The organism is Paraburkholderia sp. NMBU_R16 (assembly GCF_013282575.1).
Classification (GTDB): Bacteria; Pseudomonadota; Gammaproteobacteria; order Burkholderiales; family Burkholderiaceae; genus Trinickia.
The window spans coordinates 1-318 of the sequence record NZ_JAAAYE010000344.1 but is presented as its reverse complement, the minus strand read 5'-3'; the positions used below and the strand labels follow the sequence as shown (position 1 = coordinate 318).

Sequence of the window (318 nt, the reverse complement as noted above, 5' to 3'; positions counted from 1 at the left end):
GCCTCACGGATTTCGCCGGTGTGCGGATCAACGATGCCCAGCTTGTTGCCCGAGTAGTCGACGAACAACTTCTCCCCGGGCGCATGAGCCTGACGCAGCGTTACCGGAAGGGTAGCTGCCCAACGCTCGTAATGTTCGCAGAACCAGCTGTAGCCGTAGCCCTGTGGCTGCTGAGCCTTGTACTCGTTCCCCAACAGATCGAGCGTGACGCCCTTCTTGCCCAACTCGCGATGCACCGTTGGCCAGTCAGGCTTCGGGCGCTCGCGGTTCGACGGCGGCGCCGGCGGGAACAGCAGCGCCTCGAGCGCAGCATCGCCC

1 pseudogene is annotated in these 318 nt (G+C 64.5%); it reads right to left on the bottom strand.

From position 1 onward, the window contains the following. A pseudogene (locus GWC77_RS28500) lies at positions 1-318 on the bottom strand (IS21 family transposase); the annotation flags it as partial.